14 protein-coding genes are annotated in these 17,952 nt (G+C 64.7%); 4 read left to right on the top strand and 10 right to left on the bottom strand.

Going from position 1 to position 17,952, the window contains the following annotated elements; all coding sequences use genetic code 11:
• Positions 1–9 precede the first annotated feature (9 nt).
• Positions 10–924, bottom strand: coding sequence for a DMT family transporter (locus tag J2R78_RS32725; RefSeq protein ID WP_092082390.1), 915 nt, complete (start codon positions 922–924; stop codon positions 10–12).
• Between the two features lie 418 nt (positions 925–1,342).
• Between J2R78_RS32725 and J2R78_RS32720 the strand changes: the two genes are divergently transcribed.
• Entirely contained in the window at positions 1,343–2,506 is a 1,164-nt protein-coding gene (locus tag J2R78_RS32720; RefSeq protein WP_057015126.1) for an IS4 family transposase, read from the top strand.
• An 85-nt stretch (positions 2,507–2,591) separates the two neighbouring features.
• Here the strand turns inward: J2R78_RS32720 and J2R78_RS32715 are convergent, their stop codons facing one another.
• Both J2R78_RS32715 and J2R78_RS32710 read right to left on the bottom strand, forming a co-directional pair.
• Positions 2,592–3,650, bottom strand: coding sequence for a phosphotransferase family protein (locus tag J2R78_RS32715; protein WP_092082388.1), 1,059 nt, complete (start codon positions 3,648–3,650; stop codon positions 2,592–2,594).
• Between the two features lie 135 nt (positions 3,651–3,785).
• Positions 3,786–5,018, bottom strand: a complete 1,233-nt coding sequence (locus J2R78_RS32710; RefSeq protein ID WP_057019565.1) for an acyl-CoA dehydrogenase family protein — start codon at positions 5,016–5,018, stop codon at positions 3,786–3,788.
• 329 nt (positions 5,019–5,347) lie between these two features.
• On the opposite strand from J2R78_RS32710, the gene J2R78_RS32705 reads away from it, so the two are divergent.
• Positions 5,348–6,037: a TetR/AcrR family transcriptional regulator gene (locus J2R78_RS32705; RefSeq protein WP_057019566.1), complete on the top strand. Its 690-nt coding sequence runs from the start codon at positions 5,348–5,350 to the stop codon at positions 6,035–6,037.
• Between the two features lie 29 nt (positions 6,038–6,066).
• On the opposite strand, the gene J2R78_RS32700 is transcribed toward J2R78_RS32705, so the two are convergent.
• The 3 genes from J2R78_RS32700 to J2R78_RS32690 form a co-directional block, all read right to left on the bottom strand.
• Positions 6,067–6,462, bottom strand: a complete 396-nt coding sequence (locus J2R78_RS32700; RefSeq protein ID WP_253608195.1) for a RidA family protein — start codon at positions 6,460–6,462, stop codon at positions 6,067–6,069.
• Between the two features lie 219 nt (positions 6,463–6,681).
• On the bottom strand, positions 6,682–7,518 hold the full coding sequence (locus tag J2R78_RS32695; RefSeq protein WP_253608194.1) for an IS5 family transposase: 837 nt from the start codon (positions 7,516–7,518) through the stop codon (positions 6,682–6,684).
• A gap of 126 nt (positions 7,519–7,644) precedes the next feature.
• On the bottom strand, positions 7,645–8,871 hold the full coding sequence (locus tag J2R78_RS32690) for a CaiB/BaiF CoA-transferase family protein (RefSeq protein ID WP_253608193.1): 1,227 nt from the start codon (positions 8,869–8,871) through the stop codon (positions 7,645–7,647).
• Between the two features lie 271 nt (positions 8,872–9,142).
• Between J2R78_RS32690 and J2R78_RS32685 the strand changes: the two genes are divergently transcribed.
• The gene (locus tag J2R78_RS32685; RefSeq protein WP_141339650.1) at positions 9,143–9,394 is read left to right on the top strand and encodes a hypothetical protein; all 252 of its coding nucleotides are present in this window, start codon (positions 9,143–9,145) and stop codon (positions 9,392–9,394) included.
• On the opposite strand, the gene J2R78_RS32680 is transcribed toward J2R78_RS32685, so the two are convergent.
• The 4 genes from J2R78_RS32680 to nirB all read right to left on the bottom strand — a co-directional run bounded on the left by J2R78_RS32680 (position 9,391) and on the right by nirB (position 16,004).
• Positions 9,391–10,446: an amidohydrolase gene (locus J2R78_RS32680; protein WP_233442899.1), complete on the bottom strand. Its 1,056-nt coding sequence runs from the start codon at positions 10,444–10,446 to the stop codon at positions 9,391–9,393. The genes J2R78_RS32685 and J2R78_RS32680 overlap by 4 nt on opposite strands.
• A 97-nt stretch (positions 10,447–10,543) precedes the next feature.
• Positions 10,544–13,207 carry a nitrate reductase gene (locus tag J2R78_RS32675; RefSeq protein WP_253608192.1) on the bottom strand — a complete coding sequence of 888 codons (2,664 nt, stop codon included), beginning with the start codon at positions 13,205–13,207 and terminating at the stop codon, positions 10,544–10,546.
• Between the two features lie 11 nt (positions 13,208–13,218).
• Positions 13,219–13,548, bottom strand: coding sequence for a nitrite reductase small subunit NirD (nirD, locus tag J2R78_RS32670; RefSeq protein ID WP_028335429.1), 330 nt, complete (start codon positions 13,546–13,548; stop codon positions 13,219–13,221).
• Positions 13,545–16,004 (bottom strand): nitrite reductase large subunit NirB, encoded by a 2,460-nt coding sequence (gene nirB / locus J2R78_RS32665; RefSeq protein WP_253608191.1) that lies wholly within the window; start codon positions 16,002–16,004, stop codon positions 13,545–13,547. Before nirB ends, nirD begins: the two co-directional genes overlap by 4 nt.
• 636 nt (positions 16,005–16,640) lie before the next feature.
• On the opposite strand from nirB, the gene J2R78_RS32660 reads away from it, so the two are divergent.
• Positions 16,641–17,900: an MFS transporter gene (locus tag J2R78_RS32660; RefSeq protein ID WP_076831717.1), complete on the top strand. Its 1,260-nt coding sequence runs from the start codon at positions 16,641–16,643 to the stop codon at positions 17,898–17,900.
• Positions 17,901–17,952 lie beyond the last annotated feature (52 nt).

Here is a 17,952-nt window from a genome sequence, read left to right as displayed (position 1 = left end):
ACGGACGCCTCACAACCCGTCCGGCGGTAGCCCCGGTCCCGTTGCGGCGGGACGGAGCTTGTCGCGCTTGCGCTCGCGGTAGAAGGCATAGAGGCCGGAGGCCACGATGATCGCGGCACCCGCGAGCATCGGACCGTCGGGCTTGTGGCCGAAGGCGAGATAGCCCGTCAGCATCGCCCACGGCAGCGCGGTATAGCGGAACGGCGCCACCGCCGAGATGTCGCCTGTGCGCAGCGACACGATGATGCACTGATAACCGATCAGGATCAGGACCGCGGCCAATATGAGCAGGCCGAGCGCGGTGCCGGACGGCGGCCGCCAGCCGCCGAGCGGGACAAGGACGACAGCACCCGCCGTCGTCACGGTCACGGTGGTGAGCAGCGTGATGAACACGGTCGGCAGCTCTTTCGGGATACGGCGGGTGGCGAGATCGCGCACCGCGCAGAAGCCGACCGACGCCAGCGCCAAGAGCGCAGCCTGGCTAAAGCCTTCCGCACCGGGCCGAACGATGACAAGCACCCCGATGAAGCCGGCCGCGATCGCAAGCCAGCGCCGCCAGCCGACCGGCTCGCCGAACACCAGCGCCGCACCGAGCGTGATGACCAGCGGCAGCGCCTGGAAGATCGCCGAGGCGTTGGCGAGCGGGATCTGCGCGATCGCGGAGAGATAGGTTAGCGTGCCGCCGATCTCGCCAAGGACGCGCAGCCCGACCGGCCAGATCAGCAGCACGCTGAAACTGCGCAGCGCGTCACGGTACCAGGCGAGCGCCGCGACCAGCACCATCGCAACCAGGCCGCGCACCAGCAGGATCTCGCCGATGTTGAGCTCCGCCGACACCGCCTTGGTGATGGTGTCGTTGACCGTGAAGCTGGCCATGGCCGCAGCCATGAACAGGCTGCCGCGAAGATTGGAGGAAAGAGCCAAAATGAAAATGTCCGATCAGGACCAGGGCGGGCGTTGACCGGACTGACTTGCCAAAGCGGCAGCGCGAACTCAAGTCACAGATGGCTACAATGCGGAAACATGCCGCACCTTGCAGCGGCGGCGCGAGCCTTTGGAATCGCGATCGGCCTGCTGCTCCCTCGCGCCGCTCTTGCCGGGTCAAGACGAGCGCAGCTCGCTCTTAGTGGGTTGAGTGAAGGGCTTGCTCCGCACAGACGGCGGCAAACGAGTTGCGGAGACTCCCCCTCACCCGGATCGCACTTCGCTTCGCTGCATGCGATCCGACCTCTCCCCGCAAGCGCAGGGGTGTCCGGGGAATGATTCACTGTGTCGCGGTGCATGCTCGGCAGGACCGAGGCAAATCGGTCTTTTCTGGTTGTCGAGACACAGAGGGCCGAGCATGCGATATCGCGGTAGCATTTTTGGAAGGCTGCTTGAACCGATCAATCGACGGCAGTTTCAGACGGTTGTGGATCGTCTGGACGGGGATGCCTACGACAAGTCGTTCAGGAGCTGGGATCATCTGGTGGCGCTGATCTATGCCCAGCTTAGCGGCAACAGCAGTCTGCGCGGGGTGGTGACTGGCTTCAACGCCAATTCGCAGCATCACTATCACTTGGGAACCGGCAAGCTGTCGCGCTCGACGTTGTCCGATGCCAATGCCCGCCGTCCGATCGGCATTTTCGCGCAAACCTTTGCGGCGCTGTCGGCGATGGCGCGTCGCCAGCTGCGGAGTGAAGGCATGGAGATGGTGCGTCTGATCGACGCCAGTCCGATCCCGCTCGGCAAGGTCTGCAGTTGGGCGACGTGGAACGGCCGCATCCGCGGCATGAAGCTGCATGTCGTCTACGACCCAAGGAGCGATGTCCCGACCTGCGTCGAGATGACGGCCGCGAACGTCAATGACATCGAGATCGGCCGACAGACCCCAATCCAGCCCGCCACCACCTATGTGTTTGACAAGGGCTATTGCCGTTTCGACTGGTGGCAGAAGATCAATGATAGCAAGGCTTTCTTCGTTACCCGGGCGAAGACGAGCATCCGTCTTCGCTCGCTCAGGCATCGCGCCATCCGCAAGCGTAACGGGGATGGCTTCGAAATCCTTGCCGATGACGAGGTGAAGCTCACCAGCAAGGGCGATTCGCGCCTTCCAATCCCGCTCCGCCGCATCAAGATCAGACGCGAGAAAGGCGGCAAGATCACACTCCTGACCAACGACCTTGCCCGTAGCGCCGTCGAGATCGCCGCCCTCTACAAGAGCCGATGGCAAATCGAGCTGCTGTTCCGCTGGATCAAGCAGCATCTCGATATTCGCAAGTTCCTCGGCGCCAACGACAACGCGATCCGCCTTCAGGTGCTCGCTGCGATGATTGCCTACCTGCTGCTGCGCATCGCCGCTCACACCAACTGCATCAAAATGCTCCCGCTCAGGTTCGCCGAACTCGTCGGCCAGCTCCTGCTCACGCGTCGATCCCTCGCTGCCATCGACAAACCTCCGCCCATCAACCCCAGCCGTCGGAAATCAACCATCTCACCTGACCAGATGGAGCTCCGCTATGCCTGAATTTCCCCGGACACCCCTGCCGCAAGCGGGGCGAGGTAAAAAGAAAAGCGGCGCGAGCCCTGTTGGATCGCGCCGCATTCTTGGATCAGGTTGCGCCGGCCTTCTGCGCGTATTCCCATGACGCCTGCGACAGCGGCACGGTGCGCTTGGCCGACTCGAGGGCCTTGGCATTCGCCGCGGTGCCGTCGCGAACCCGGCCCGCGATGCCCTGCGTGATGCCGGCAAGGCGGAACAGGTTGTAGGAGAAATACCAGTTCAGGTCCGGCACCGGGATGCCGGTCACGTCGCAATAGATCTGCGCCGCTTCATCCTGGCTCGGAATGTTCAATGCCTTGAGGTCGGCATTGACGAGGCCCGGCATGGTCCACTGCATCAACAGGTAGGTGAAGTCGGCCATGGGATCGCCGAGCGTCGACAATTCCCAGTCGAGCACCGCCTGCACCCGCGGCTCGGTGGCGTGGAAGATCATGTTGTCGAGGCGATAGTCGCCATGCACGATCGAGACGCGCTTCTGCTCCGGAACGGTTTTCGGCAGCCACTCGGCGAGCTTCTCGAATTCGGGAATGTGCTGCGTTTCGGAGGCGCGGTACTGCTTGGTCCAGCGATCGACCTGTCGCGCAAAATAATTGCCGGGCTTGCCGAAATCGCCGAGGCCGATCGCCTCGGGATTGAACAGATGAAGCTTGGCCAGCGTCTCGATCTTGCTGGCGAAGATCTTTCGGCGCGCGTCGGGCTCCTGGGTCGGCAGCGTCGGATCCCAGAACACCCGCCCCTCTTCCATCGACATGATGTAGAAGGCCGAGCCGATCACCGCGTCGTCGGTGCACAGCGCGTAGGCTTTCGCAACCGGGAAATTCTGCTTGCCGAGCGCCGCGATCACGCGGAACTCGCGATCGACCGCATGCGCCGACGGCAATAATTTACCGAACGGCTTGCGCCGCATCACGTAGTTGCGGCCGGGGGTCTCGAGCTTGTAGGTCGGGTTGGACTGGCCACCCTTGAACTGCAGGACCGTGAGCGGCCCCTGATAGCCTTCGACGTGTTCCCTCATCCAGGCGTCGAGACTAGCCTCGTTGATACGATGGCGCTCCTCGACTTCCCTTGTGCCGGAAAATTCTTCGTCTTTCCTGACGCCGTCCGCCACGATGACGCTCCCTCAACTCGATTTTTCAAAGAGCGCGTCGGGGCGCTCCATCAATCAGGCTGGCACGCCAGCCTGATCTCTCTTTTTCATTCTGAGCACGATGTGCGCGCGAACGCCATGCGTTCCGCATCATGCTCAGTGCGACGTGTTTGCATACTTCCGAAGTTCAAGTCTGGCAATGGCGCGATTGTGCACCTCGTCCGGACCGTCCGCCAGGCGCAGCGTGCGGATGTGGGCATAGGCGCGGGCGAGCCCTGCTTCGTCGGAGACGCCGCCGCCGCCAAAGGCCTGGATCGCCTGGTCGATGATCTTGAGCGCCATGTTGGGAGCTGCGACCTTGATCATCGCGATCTCGGCCTGTGCGGTCTTGTTGCCGACCTTGTCCATCATGTCGGCGGCCTTGAGGCAGAGCAGACGGTTCATCTCGATGTCGGTGCGGGCATCGCCGATGCGCTGCTCCCAGACCGAATGCTCGATGATCTTCTTGCCGAACGCGGTGCGCGAGGCGAGCCGCTTCACCATCTTCTCCAGCGCCTCCTCGGCCTGGCCGATGGTGCGCATGCAGTGATGGATGCGGCCCGGACCGAGACGGCCCTGGGCGATCTCGAAGCCGCGGCCTTCGCCGAGCAGGATGTTTTCCTTCGGCACGCGGACGTTCTCGAGCAGCACCTGGGCGTGGCCGTGCGGCGCATCGTCGAAGCCGAACACCGGCAGCATCTTCTCGACCTTGATGCCGGGGGTATCGAGCGGCACCAGGATCTGCGACTGCTGCTGATGCTTGGCGGCGTTGAAGTCGGTCTTGCCCATCAGGATCGCGATCTTGCAACGAGGATCGCCGACGCCCGACGACCACCATTTGCGGCCGTTGATGACGTAGTGATCGCCGTCCTTCTCGATCCGGGTCTCGATGTTGGTGGCGTCGGACGAAGCGACCGCCGGCTCGGTCATCAGGAAGGCGGAGCGGATCTCGCCGTCCATCAGCGGGCGCAGCCATTTGCGCTTCTGCTCCTTGGTGCCGTAGCGGATGAACACTTCCATGTTGCCGGTATCGGGAGCGGAGCAGTTGAACACTTCCGAAGCCCAGGAGATGCGACCCATCTCTTCCGACAGCAGCGCGTATTCGAGATTGGTCAATCCCGCGCCGTGGAATTCATCGTCCTCATGCGAGGACGGCGGCATGAACATATTCCAGAGGCCTTCGGCCTTCGCCTTCTTCTTCAGATCCTCGAGGATCGGGATCACCTTCCAGCGCGGGCCCTCGGCATCCTGCTTGTCGTAGATCGGCACGGCGGGCCGAACGTGCGTTTTCATGAAGGCCTGAACGCGCTCCAGCCACTCCTTCTGCTTGGGCGACATCGTGAAATCCATGGGACGCTCCTCGTTTCCTAGACTTGGGCCGCTGACCTGGGCCGATGACCTGGGCCGTAGCCATTTGCCGACATTGTTGACCCCGCCTCCGCGGCTCGCAAGGGCGTTCGCGAAAGGGCGGCGGCGGTGTGCCAGAATGCTGCCCCGCGATCCGCGGATTGACATTTCCGACCGTTCAAACGATAGTTTCATACAAATGTTTGAAATGCAACCTTGCGTTCGTCATTCCGGGGCAGCCCGCAGGGCTGAACCCGGAATCCGGAAATTGTGGAGCGAGATTCCGGGTTCGATGCTGCGCATCGCCCCGGAATGACCGGAGGCTCTCAGCCATGGCCAGCGACCAGACCCGATCCGCCATTCTCGCCGCCGCCGAGCGGCTCTATGCCGACCGCGGCTTCGGCGACGTCACGCTGCGCGACATCGTCGCGGAAGCGAACGTCAACCTCGCGGCGGTGAACTATCATTTCGGCTCCAAGGACGAATTGATCGCGGAGCTGTTCGTCACCCGCAGCATCCAGACCAACCGCGAGCGCCTCAACGAATTGCGGGCGGCGGAGGAAAAAGGCGGCGGCCGCGCCGCGATCGAGGACATCATGCGCGCCCTCGTCGGCCCCACCCTGCGCGGCTGCCTCGGGCCGGATCGCGAGGGCTCGACCGCGGCGCGGTTCATGATCCGCGCCTCGATCGAATCCGTGCCGCCGATCCGCCGCATCAAGAATCGCGAGGTCGATCACCTGCGCAAGTTCGCCGCGGCGATGCGCCGCGCGATGCCGGCCAGCAGCGACACCGAGCTCTATTGGGGCCTGCACTTCGCGCTCGCGATGGCGCACCACACCATCCGCGAGAAGGAACGCCTGCTGCGGCTGTCGGAAGGCAAATGCGATCTCGACGACGTCCGCGGCATCATCGATCGCGTGGTCACGGTCTCGGTGATGGCGCTGACGATGGGCGACGTGCCGAGCAAGCCGGCGCCGCGACCGGTCGCGATGCACGGGCGGCTGACGCGGCAGGATTTGTGAAGCGAGGGCGCCGCTGCGGCGCCCTGCCCTTACACCATCGCGATGCAGTCGATCTCGACGTCGAACGGCCCGGTCCATTCCGGGATGCAGACGAAGATCCGCGCCGGCGGCTGGTGTGGGAAGTACCTTGCATAGACTGCATTGAAGGTTGTGAAGTGCTTTGCCGAAGTGCAGAACACGTTGCACTTCATCACATTGTCGAGCGTGGCGCCGGCCGCCTCGAGGCATTGCTTGAGCTGCTCCATGACCAGCTCGCTTTGCAGCTCGATCGACGCGCCGGCGGCGAACTCGCCGGTCGCGGGATCGAACGGCGGCAGGCCGGAGACGAACACCATGTTGCCGGCCCGGGTCACCGGCGACGCCGGCGCCTTCCAGCGCTCCAGCCAACTCGAGATCGGTTCGACGCGGACCACTTCCCGTTTCATGATTGGCACCTTCGATGAGGGATCGATGGCGCCAACCTAGCAGGCGGATGTCAATGATGCCTCGATGCTGGTCGAAGTGTTGTTGCGGAATGACGACCCTGGTCCCGTCACCCTGAGGAGCGCGCCCTTGCGCGCGTCTCGAAGGGTCGACGGCCACCAGCGGGGCCGTTCATCCTTCGAGGCTCGCAAGAGCTCGCACCTCAGAGTCTGACTCATAAATCACCCAACCTTAGCTGCAGCCGCGAGTCTGCGGGTCAGGAGCCTGATGTGTGCAATCAGCAGCCAGGCAGCTTCGGTTGCCACCGTCGCCTCGAAGTCCTTGGCGAGGCGGCGGCATCTGCCGAACCAAGCGAATGTGCGTTCAACCACCCACCGCCTCGGCAGAAGCTGGAAGCCTTTGACGCCTTGAGGCCGCTCGACGATCTCGACAGTCCATGGACCGCAGTCTGAGAGCGCGTCGAGGAGTTGATTTCCGCGGTAGACCCGGTCGGCAAAGACGTGGCGCAGCCGGGGGAAGTTCATCCGCACGTTCTTCAGCAGCGGTACGGCGCCATGGCAGTCCTGAACGTTGGCCGGATGAACATGAACCCCGAGGAGGAGGCCATTGGTATCCGTCACGATATGCCGCTTGCGGCCGTAGATGCGCTTGCCTGCATCGTAGCCGCGCGGTCCGCCAGCTTGGGTGGTCGGCGCACTTTGACTGTCGATCACGGCTGCCGTCGGCTTCGGTGTCCGTCCAAGCTTTTTTCGCGCCCGTCGGACAAGCACGCTGACAATCCTCTGCCACCGGCCTGTATCCCGCCATCTATAAAAATAGCCCTGCACCGTCGAATAGGGCGGGAACTCCTGCGGCAACGCCCGCCACTGGCAGCCGGTCGAAACGATATAGAGGATCGCTTCGATCACACGACGCAGCTCCGTCTTACGCGGCCGGCCGCGCCGGTTCGCTCGCGGCAACAGGCGTCTGATCAGCGCCCACTCCGCATCGGTCATATCGCTTGCATAACGCAGATCGTCCCGCCGATATTGCTCCCGAGTGATCTTGGTCCAGGGCATCGTGCTCTCCCTCGAATCTTTGCAAATCCGATGGAATCACACCCCACTGAGATCACTCACCCATTTTTCAGTCAGGCTCTCAGGATGACGGAGAAACTCCACCGCCCGCGGCCTCGAAGTCAGTGCCTACAGAATCCCCTGCGCCTTCAGTCCCTCGACCTTGGCGTCGTCATAGCCGATGGTCGCCAGGATCTCCTTGGTGTCGGCCCCCAACAGCGGCGGGGCGCGGTATTCGGTGATCGGCGTGCCCGAGAAGGTCAGCGCGTTCCGGATCAGCGACAGGTTCGGCTCGAACGGATGGTCGACCTTGACCCGCATGCCGCGCGATTGCACGTGCGGATCGCTGAACACCTGCTCGAAATTGTTGATCGGGCCCGACGGCACGCCGGCCTCCTCGAGCTTCTCCAGCCAGTAGGCGACCGGCTTCTTCAGGAACAGCCCGGCGAAGATCGCCATGATCTCCTTGCCGTGCACGACGCGGTCGTTGTTCTTGACGAAGCGCTTGTCGTTCGCGAGCTCGGGCTCGCCGAGCACGGCGCAGGTGCGCTGGAACTGGCCGTCATTGCCGACCACCAGCATCAGCTCGCCATCAGTGCAGCGGAACACGCCGGCCGGCATGCCGCCATTGCCCCAGGTGCCGCGGCGCGGCGGGGTCTTGCCATTGACGAGGTAGATCTGCAGCCAGTGCGACAGCGATGCGATCACCGTGTCGAACAGGCAGACGTCGATGTGCTGCCCTTCCCCGTTGTTGGCGTCGCGATGGTAGAGCGCCGAGAGGATGCCGATCGAGGTGTTCATGCCGGTCATGTAGTCGACGATCGAGGGGCCGACCTTCATCGGGCCCTCGCCCGGCTCGCCGTCGATATGGCCGGTGACGCTCATCAGGCCGCCCATCGCCTGCAGGATCGCATCATAGCCCGCGCGCGGCGCGTAAGGTCCGGTCTGGCCGAAACCCGTCACCGAGCAATAGATGATACCGGGGTTGAGCTGCTTGATGGTCTCGTAGTCGAGACCGTAACGCTTGAGGTCGCCGACCTTGTAGTTCTCCATCATCACGTCGGCCGTCTTGGCGAGCTCGCGGATGATCGCCTGCCCTTCCGGCTTGGCGATGTTGACGGTGACCGACTTCTTGTTGCGGTTGGCGCAGAGGTAGAACGAGTTGTTGTTGTTCTGCTTGCCTTCGGGATCGGTGAGATAGGGCGGGCCGAAGGCGCGGGCATCGTCGCCGCCGCCGGGCCGCTCGATCTTGATCACCTCGGCGCCGAGATCCGCCAGCATCTGGGCCGACAGCGGGCCCGCGAGCACCCGCGTCAGGTCGAGAATCTTGATGCCCGAGAGTGGCAGAGCCGACATGAACCTTCCTCCAAATCTTGCGATATCTTGATTGTGTCGCACCGGGCCGCTGCCCGCGCGCGCTCAAGCCTGCCGATACACCATTTTGGTGTGACGAGCACTGCATTGTCGGCATGAAGCCATCCCCGGGCGGCCTATGTGCGGCGCACCGGCGGTATTTGGCCGGAACCGGCCGGCCCCCGCCCCGATTGCCGCCACGCGAAATTGTGAAGATGGCCGACACCCATTTGCCTCAGCGTCAGCGGTATTTTGCCGCGACGAGGAGGAAAACATGCGGACGATCACGACGGTCGGGTTGCTGCTGACGCTGCTTGCGGCCGCGATGCCGCCGGTGGACGCGCGCGGCAGCCACGGCCATGGCGGCGGGCACGCGATGCACGGCATGCACGTGGGCGGCGCCACTGGCGCCGGCAGTTTTGCCGACGACAAGCGCCACGGCAACGACCCCTACACCAAGGCGGCCTCCGACGAAGAGGACCGCCTGCTCAACAGCAAGCTGAAGAGCATCTGCCGCGGCTGCTAGGACGACGTCCAGCGAAGCCGCGCCAGGATCGCGCGGCCCATGATCCAGTCCTTGTCGCTTTCGCTGAGGAACGGAAGCTCCTCCGTGAATTGCGTCACGCGCTGCCGGTAAGTGGCCCGGGCGAATGAGTTGGTTAGATCGGTCCCCCAGTGGCAGCGCTCCGGGCCGTAGGCGTCGAACAGGCGGTGGATGTGCGGGATCACGTCGCGGAATGGATATCGCTCAGTCGAAATCAGCGGGACCGACGACAACTTCACCGATACATTCGCATATTTTGCGAGCGCGGCCGCCTGGACGATAGCCTCCGGCACCATGTTGTTTTCCGATGAGCCGGGACGAGGGCGAAGTCCCGCGCCGACGCCCATGTGATCGATGATGAGCGTAAGTTGCGGGTGCCGCTCGGCGATGCGGGCGAACAGCGACGTCTGCCCCTCAGTGAGAAACATCACCGGCAGGCGGGCCTTCTCCGCCGCCGGCCAGAACCAGTCCGCGGTTCCGTCTGTCAGCCACGCCGCTTCGCCGGGGCCGACGTTCAACCTCACGCCCAGTACGCCGGGCTGGTCGCGCCAAGTCGCAAGCCGTGCCGCGCGGTCGGGCTTGTCGAGGGCGACACGCGCCATGATGGCGAAGCGGCCCGGGTACCGTCTGACTGCCTCCTGGGCATAATCGATGCGCTCACCTTCAAGCGACACTGGCGGAACGATGACAACGCGATCGACGCCAGCCTCGTCCATCAGTGGAATGACTCGCTCGATGGTGAAGGGCTCCGGGAGCTGCGGCTTGGCACCGGGGAGCCAGGGTCTCTCCGGAGTGCTTGCCGGCCACAAGTGAACCTGCGAATCGACGATCACTCGTTTTTGCTGCGCGACTGCTACAGTGGCGCGTTGCATTGACAGCGCGACACCGGTCGCGACGGCGCCGGTCAGAAGATGACGGCGTGAAGGCATGTAATGTCCTTCCTGTTCTATGGCTTTGGTCACGACATGATGGTGATCGGCACGGCGCGCCTCAGCAGGGGTAACCGCAAACTGGCTCGCAATATTGAAGATCACATCAGGAAATTGCGGCCGTAGAAATAGGGCTCACGGTCAATTTGCGCCGCAACAATCTTGAATCGCGCATTTCTCGGCTGGGCCCTGGCGCGGCGACCTACGACGCGATCGCCTGCCGCGGCTGCGCGGTGGCGCCGATCAGCTTGCCGATCTCGGGCTTGCAGCCGCCGCAATTGGTGCCGGCCTTCAGACAGCGGCCGATCGCATCGACGCTGTCGGCGCCCTTTTTGATCTCGGCGGTGATCTGGTGCCGTCCGACGCTGAAACAGGAGCAGACGATCGGGCCGACATCCTCGCCCGCGCCGAACGGCCGTCCCGCGAGCAGCGACATCCGCGCATTGGCCGACAATTGCTGCTCGGCGAACAGCCCGGTCAGCCAGGCCCGCGACGGCAGCGCGTGATCGGGCGCGATGAACACGCAGCCCTCGAGCCGGCCGTCGCGCACCGCCGCGTAGCGGAAGCGTCCCGCCGCCGGATCGCGATAGGCGATCCACTCGATCTCGACACCTTCGAGGCCGAGCTGCGCCCTCGCCCAGTCGCGCCAGCTCTCCGGGCGAGTGTCGAGCGCGAGCTCCAGCCGCGTGCAATCGCCGGCCTTGCCGTAGACCCAATAGCCGCTTGCCGGACGCCTGATCGCGTCGCGGCTCAGGATGAAGGCGTGCCATTTCGGCGTATAGCGATCGGCCTTGACCGGCGTGTGCTTGGACTCCGGCTGGCCGGACACTGGATCTGTCGCCGGATTGACCAGCGCGTTGACGCGCCCCTCGCCGGCGAACTCCGCGTTCCAGTGCATCGGCACGAACACGCAGCCGCGGCGCTGGTCGGCGCTGACCACGACGCGCGCGATCATCTCGCCCCAGCTGCTGGTCAGCCGCACCAATCCCTCGTTTTGCAGCCCGGCCTGCCGCGCATCCTCGGGGTGAAACTCGGCATAGGGCTCGAACACATGCGCCAGCAGCCGGCCGGTTTTGCCGGTCCGGGTCATGGTGTGCCACTGATCGCGCACGCGGCCGGTGTTGAGCACCAACGGAAAGTCGCGGCTGGTGGCGTGGCGCGCCGCGCGCGGCGCCACCGGCACGAAGCGCGCCTTGCGGTCCGGCGTGAAGAATTGCTGGCTCTCGAACATCCGCGACGTGCCGGCCGGATGGTCCGACGTCACCGGCCACTGCACCGGCGCCAGCGCGTCATAGGCGGTATCGTCCAGCGCCGCCAGCGCCGAGATGTCGAAATCGCGCCGGCCGCTATTCTCGAAGCCGGACAGTTCGGCGTGCTCGCGGAACACCTCGGCCACCGAGGCATAATCGAAGCCCGAATATCCCATGCGACCGGCGACGTCGCAGATAATGCGCCAGTCGGCGCGCGCCTCGCCCGGCGCTGCGAGAAACGGCCGCTGCCGCGAGATCCGGCGCTCGGAATTGGTGACGGTGCCGTCCTTCTCGCCCCACGCCAGCGCCGGCAGCAGCACGTCGGCATGGCGCGTGGTGTCGGTGTCGCGCATGCAATCCGTCACCACGACGAGCTCGCAGGCGTCGAGCGCGGCGCGCGCGCGATCGGCATCCGGCAGGCTCACCACCGGATTGGTCGAGATGATCCACACCGCCTTGATGCGGCCGTCGGCGATCGCGTCGAACATGTCGACCGCTTTCAGCCCGGCCTTCTCCGCGATCACTGGCGCACGCCAGAACCGCTGCACCAGCTCGCGATGCGCGGGATTCTCGATCTCCATATGCGCGGCGAGCTGGTTGGCGAGCCCGCCGACCTCGCGGCCGCCCATCGCGTTGGGCTGGCCGGTCAGCGAGAACGGCCCCATGCCGGGACGGCCGATGCGTCCAGTCAAGAGATGGCAATTGATGATGGCGTTGACCTTGTCGACGCCGCTCGACGACTGGTTGATGCCTTGCGAATAGAGCGTGACGACGCGCTCGGTGCGCGTGAACCAGTCGAAGAACAGCCCGACCGCGCCTTCGGTCAGGCCGCAGGTCGCCGCGGTCTGCGCCACGGTCTGGCCGCCGACCTGCTTCAGCGCGTCGACCACACCCGTCGTGCAATTGCCGACAAAGCCGCGGTCGACCGCGTTGCTGCCGGCGAGGAAGGCGAACAGGCCGTTGAACAGCACGGAATCGCTGCCCGAGCGCAGCGGCAGATGCAGATCGGCGCCCTCGCAGGTCGCGGTGCGGCGCGGATCGATCACCACGATCTTGCAGGCCGGATTCTTCTCCTTCGCCGCCAGCATGCGCTGGTGCAGGATCGGATGGCACCAGGCGGCGTTGGAGCCCACCAGCACCAGAAGCTCCGCCTGCTCGAGATCCTCGTAGCAGCCCGGCACGGTGTCGCTGCCGAAGGCGCGCTTGTGCCCGGCGACGCTGGAGGCCATGCACAGCCGCGAATTGGTGTCGATATTGGCGGTGCCGACGAAGCCCTTGGCGAGCTTGTTGATGACGTAATAGTCCTCGGTCAGGAGCTGGCCGGAAACATAGAACGCAACCGCGTCGGGCCCGTGCTCACGAATGATCCTGCTAAAGCCATCGGCGACGCGATCGAGCGCGTCGTCCCACGCCGCCGGCGCGCCGTCCACCATCGGCTCGAGCAGACGCCCGTCGAGATCGATGGTCTCGGCGAGCGCCGAACCCTTGCTGCAGAGCCGGCCGAAATTGGCCGGATGCTGCTTGTCGCCCTCGACCTGGACGGTGCCCGCCGCGTCCTTCGACGCGATGACGCCACAGCCGACACCGCAATAGGGACACGTGGTCTTGACGGACATTGCCTGACCGCTCAGCTCACCGCCGCCGCCTGCCGCACCGACAGCCAGACAACGCCGTTCTCGACCTTGGCCGGGTGGGTATGCGTGCAGCCTTCGTCGGGCGCGACCGCCTGCCCGCTCGCCAGCTCGATGACGAAGTTATGCAGCGGACAGGTCACGCGCTTGTTGTGCACGATGCCCTGCGACAGCGGCCCGCCCTTGTGCGGGCAGCGGTCGTCGAGCGCGAACACCTCGTCGCTCTCGGTCCGGAACACCGCGATGTTGCCGCCCGGCGTGCGCACCACGCGCGAGCCGAGCCGCGGAATGTCGGTCAATGCGCCGATTTCGATCCACTGGGTCATGCGAGCTCCAATTCGGCGAGAGGCGCGAACTCGTTGCGATCGACGCCGCGGCTGGCACGCTCGGCCCACGGATCGGTCTGCGCGAACTGCTGTGAATAGGCAAAGCGAGCGAACAGCGCCTTGCGGTTCGCAACGTCATCGACCACCCGCTTCCTGATCTGCTCGAGACCGACGCGGTCGCACCATTTGTACATGCGCTCGAGATACCAGCCCTCCTCGCGGTAGAGCTGGGTCAGCGCCACGATCACCTCGAGGCATTCGTCTTCGGTCTCGACCTTGGTCAGGAACTCGGTGCCCTTGATGTGCAGTCCGGCGGCACCGGCGAAATGGATCTCGTAACCGGAATCGACGCAGACCACGCCGACGTCCTTGCAGGTCGCTTCCGCGCAGTTGCGCGGGCAGCCGGAGACGCCGAGCTTGACCTTGGCCGGCGTCCACGAGCCCCACATGAACTTCTCGAGCTTGACGCCGAGGCCGGTGGAATCCTGGGTGCCGAAGCGACACCATTCGGAGCCGACGCAGGTCTTCACCGTGCGCAGGCCCTTGGCGTAGGCATGGCCCGACACCATGCCGGCGTCGTTGAGGTCGGCCCACACCGCCGGCAGGTCCTCCTTCTTGACGCCGAGCAGGTCGATGCGCTGGCCGCCGGTGACCTTTACCGTCGGGATGCTGAACTTCTCGGCGACGTCGGCGATCGCGCGCAGCTCGCTCGGCGTCGTGACGCCGCCCCACATCCGCGGCACCACCGAATAGGTGCCGTCCTTCTGGATGTTGGCGTGGACGCGCTCATTGATGAAGCGCGACTGCTGATCGTCGCGATATTCGCCGGGCCAGGTCGCGAGCAGATAGTAATTCAACGCCGGACGGCAGGAGTGGCAGCCGTTCAGGGTCTTCCACTCCATGAAGCGCATGACCGCGGGAATGGTCTTGAGCTGCTGCTCGACGATCACGCGGCGAACGTCGTCGTGGCTGTGATCGGTGCATTTGCACAGCGGCTTGACCTTCGGCGCCGCCGAATAGTCGCCGCCGAGCGTGAACGCCAGCACCTGCTCGACAAGGCCGGTGCAGGACCCGCAGGACGACGATGCCTTGGTGTGAGCGCGGACATCATCGAGCGTGAACAGCTTCTTCTCGCTGATCGCCTTGACGATGGCACCCTTGCAGACGCCGTTGCAGCCGCAGATTTCGGTCTCGTCGCTCATCGCGGCAACCGAGCTCTGGCCGCTGACGCCGCCATCGCCGAGATTGGCGGCGCCGAACACCAGGCGCTCGCGCATATGCGAGACGTCGGTGCCGTCACGCAGGTGCTGGAAGTACCAGGGACCGTCGATGGTGTCGCCATAGAGCACGGCGCCGACGATCTTCTTGTCCTTCAGGATGATGCGCTTGTAGACGCCGCGGTTGGCGTCCTGCAGCACGATCTCCTCCTTGTCCGGCCCCGGCGCGAAGTCGCCGGCGGAGAACAGGTCGATGCCGGTGACCTTCAGCTTGGTCGAGGTGACCGAGCCGTCATAGGTGGCAAACCCCTTCATCGCGAGGTGGTTGGCGCAGACCTTGGCCTGGTCGAACAGCGGCGCGACGAGACCGTAGGTCTGGCGGCGGTGCTGCACGCACTCGCCGACCGCGTAGATGCGGCCGTCATAGGTCTGCATGGTGTCTGAGACGACGATGCCGCGCTCGCAGTACAGCCCGGCCTTCTTGGCGAGCTCGAAATTCGGGCGGATGCCGACCGCCATCACCACGAGATCGGCCGGCAGCTCGGTGCCGTCGCCGAAGCGCACGCCGGTGACGCGATCCTCGCCCAGGATCGCCTGGGTTTGTGCGGGCATCTTGAACACCATGCCGCGCTCTTCCAGCGACTTGCGCAAGAGACCGCCGGCCACCGGATCGAGCTGACGCTCCATCAGCGTGTCGAGCAGATGCACGACCGTGACGTTCATGCCGCGCTTCATCAGCCCGTTGGCGGCCTCGAGGCCCAACAGGCCGCCGCCGATCACCACCGCGTTGCGATAGTCGGTCGAGGCCTTGATCATGCGATCGACGTCATAGATGTCGCGGAAGCCGATCACGCCCGGCAGTTCCTTGCCCGGCAGCGGCAGCATGATCGGGTTTGAGCCCGTCGCGATCAGCAGGCGGTCATAGGGCACCCGTTCGCCGGCCTCGGTGACGACTTCGCAGGTCCGGCGATCGATCATGGTGATCGTCTCGCCCTTGCGCAGCGTGATGTTGTTGTCCTCGTACCAGTCGACGGTGTTGAGCATGATGTCGTCGACGGTCTTCTCGCCGGCGAGCACCGGCGACAGCAGGATGCGGTTGTAATTGCCGTAGGGCTCGGAGCCGAACACCGTGATGTCGTAGAGATCGGGCGCGCGCTCCAGCAGCGCCTCGACCGTCCGGATGCCGGCCATCCCGTTGCCGATCACCACGAGCTTCTGCTTGGTCACTTTGTCGAGCATGGTCTGCCTTTCAATTCCGACGGCGCTGCGCAGCGACGCGGCGTGCGTCGTTGATGGGCACCGATAAAGGTTTGGAGTTGTAGGAAGCCCAGCCGCGGGCGCAGACCGTCTTCGATGACGACCAATGTTCCGTTATTGATTGATATTCAAAACGCGTGCCAACTCGTGGCGGGCGAATCCGGCTGCAAAATCAATAGGTTTCCGGCCGATCAAAATCCACCGGTCCGCGCGCCGCGCCGACAGCCGGCCGAAATTTTAGCCACGCCGATGATCTCTTGTGCATCACAGCATCGCGGGCCGCGATGGCGATCGCGAAATCGCATTTGATGCGCGATCGCACGGACTTGGCGCATCGCACAAAAAAGCACCAGCATGCACGTTTGCGCAGCGGCACTTGCCGCAAGCCACGCCACGCGCGGCGGCGGAACGCTGTTCGCGATTGCGCGGCAACGTCTTGCGACTGCACGGCAAAGCGACGCGACCTGATCGATGGCACGGTAATTGCTGACCCCAGCTGTTGACGGAGTGCGTCTCAACGACGAGCGCACTCACGATTCACCAACATTCCATTTGTCTGCGCCTGAGATGGCCGCGCTTTCGCGGCTGCCTCCGCCGCATCAACGCGAGATGCTTGCGATGAAGCTAGCCGAGTTCAAGAAGGCAGGTCACTGGCCGACACTGCTTGCCGCGTTCCTGTACTTCGACATCAGTTTCATGGCGTGGGTCGCGCTCGGACCGCTGATCGTCTACATCGCGCGAGACATGAATCTGGCCGTGAACGAGAAGTTCACCCTGGTCGCCATTCCCGTGCTGGCCGGCGCGCTGCTGCGCGTGCCGATGGGCATTCTCGCCGACATCATCGGCGCCAAGCGCACCGGCATCATCGCCCAGCTCGTCGTGATCGCCGCGACTGCTGCGGTGTGGCACTTCGGGCTGACCAGCAAGCTCGCGATCGAGCTGTTCGGGCTTGCGCTCGGCGTCGGCGGCGCCTCGTTCGCCGTCGCCCTGCCCCAGGCGAGCCGCTGGTATCCGCCGCAATATCAGGGCGTGGTGATGGGGATTGCCGGTGCCGGCAATATGGGCGTCGTGCTCGACACGCTGCTCGCGCCGACCATTGCCGAGCATTGGGGCTGGCAGGCCGTGTTCGGCTGCCTGCTTATTCCGATGCTGATGGTGCTCGCCTATTACGCGGTCGCAGCCAAGGACGCGCCGGGCGAGCGCAAGAAGGTCTCGCTGCAGGCCTACGGCGCACTGCTGAAGGATTCCGACAGCCGCTGGTTCATGTTCTTCTACTTCATCACCTTCGGCGGCTTCGTCGGCCTCGCCAACGCGCTGCCGCTCTATTTCACCGTGCAGTATCATGTCTCCGGCGTCGCGGCCGGCATGCTGGTCGCGCTGATCGTCGCGTTCGGCTCGGGATTCCGTCCCGTCGGCGGCATGATCGCCGACCGGATCGGCGGCATCCGTTCGCTGTCGATCCTGTTCGGTGTCGTGGTCGCGGCCTATCTCGTCATTGCCTTCATGCCGGAGGGCCCGACGGCGCCGACGCAGGCCGGCTGGGCGTTGACGGAACTGCCGCGCATCGCCTGGATCTCGGTGCTGCTGTTCTCGATCGGCGTGCTGGCGCTCGGCATGGGCAACGGCGCGGTGTTCCAGCTAATCCCGCTGCGCTTCCGTCACGAGATCGGCCTGATGACCGGGCTGGTCGGTTGCGCCGGCGGCGTCGGCGGCTTCTTCCTCGCCCAGACGCTCGGCGCCGCCAAGGGCATGACCGGCGGCTTCGGCGCCGGCTTCCTGTTCTTCGGCGGGCTGGCGTTGCTTGGCTTCATCGGACTTGCCATGGTCAAGGTTCGCTGGCGCACCACCTGGGGCGCGGTATCGGGAGCGCGCGTCTGAGGACTCCGCTCCGCAACATGACGGGGCCCGGACGTGGCGAACGGTTCGCAAC

Source organism: Bradyrhizobium sp. USDA 4538 (genome assembly GCF_024171045.1).
GTDB classification, from domain to species: domain Bacteria; phylum Pseudomonadota; class Alphaproteobacteria; order Rhizobiales; family Xanthobacteraceae; genus Bradyrhizobium; species Bradyrhizobium australafricanum.
This window is presented reverse-complemented; position numbering and strand designations above follow the sequence as displayed.